Annotated in this window: 1 protein-coding gene; it reads right to left on the bottom strand. The window is 60.0% G+C overall.

The features are described 5' to 3' along the window. Positions 1 to 377: 50S ribosomal protein L10 (gene rplJ, locus EOA28_RS38340; RefSeq protein WP_128315972.1), on the bottom strand; the 377-nt coding region annotated here is incomplete at its 3' end. Between the last annotated feature and the right edge of the window lie 31 nt (positions 378 to 408).

Genomic DNA, 408 nt, shown 5'->3' on the forward strand with positions numbered 1-408 from the left:
ATCGTGGCGAGTGCCTTGACACCATCGGCGTTGAGCGAGGTCGAGCCCATCGCGCCGCCGAGAATGATCAGCTTGTCATTCCCCTTGGCGAATTCGGACGCGACCTTCGGCGCCGCAATCGGATCCTCCGAATAAGCGACCAGCGTCTGTCCCTTGAACAGATCGATGATCGATGCGGAGTCCGTGCCCTGAAGAGCGATCTTGGCGAGACGGTTCTTCGCGACTTTGACGGTGCCGCCGGCAGCGCGCATCTTCGACCGAAGGTCGTTCATTTGCGCCACGGTGATACCGGCGTAGTGGGCCACGACGACTGAACCCGCGTTCGAGAACGCATCATTCAGGCCCGTGACGAGTTCGCGCTTTTCCGCTCTGTCCACTGCCTATCTCCAGTTGACCACTGCCTCATTT

The organism is Mesorhizobium sp. M2A.F.Ca.ET.067.02.1.1 (genome assembly GCF_004023285.1).
Taxonomy (GTDB): Bacteria; Pseudomonadota; Alphaproteobacteria; order Rhizobiales; family Rhizobiaceae; genus Mesorhizobium.